The following is a 550-nucleotide window of genomic DNA, read 5'->3' as shown; positions in this document are numbered from 1 at the left end:
CCCCGCGGGCGGGGGAGCAGCAGCTGCGGAGGGGAAGCGCCGGTCATGGCGTGATCCTGCGAGCGCCCCGCGTTGCCGCCCGGGCGCCGCCCAACTCCCCGGCCCGCGCCGCCCCCGGGGACGGCCATACATCGAAGATCACCGTGGCCCAAACATGCCGTCGGCGTGGCGTGCCGTCCAACGGGTGAGATCCGGCCCTACGTCACACGTTGGGCCCAGGGGGTCCCTCGAATGCGACGCTCTCCGGTGGTGGGCGACGGAGTTCGGACTGACGGTGGATCACGTCGCCCCTGTGGTTCGACGAGCGGGCAGCCGGCCCGCCCTCGCAGGAGTGGCGAAAGGACTGTGTATCCATGCGCTCTGCCCGCACCCTGTTCGCATCGGCCGCCGTCACGGCGGTCCTCGCGGTCTCCGTCCCCGCCGCATACGCCGTGACCTCGGCGGATGACTGGGACAAGGACAGCGGCCACTCCTCCAGCAGCAACGACCACCACGACAAGTCGGAGTCCGGGAAGTACGGCAAGCCCGAGGGTGGTGTGCACACCGGTGG

The 550-nt window shown here is 71.3% G+C and carries 1 pseudogene; it reads left to right on the top strand.

The window, feature by feature from the left end:
• Positions 1 to 353 precede the first annotated feature (353 nt).
• Positions 354 to 550: pseudogene (locus IH13_RS0134140) on the top strand (hypothetical protein); the annotation flags it as partial.

The organism is Streptomyces sp. NRRL WC-3549 (genome assembly GCF_000721935.1).
In the GTDB taxonomy this organism is placed as follows: domain Bacteria; phylum Actinomycetota; class Actinomycetes; order Streptomycetales; family Streptomycetaceae; genus Streptomyces.
Note: the sequence above shows the minus strand (reverse complement) of the source record. Positions and strands in the feature narration are given on the sequence as shown.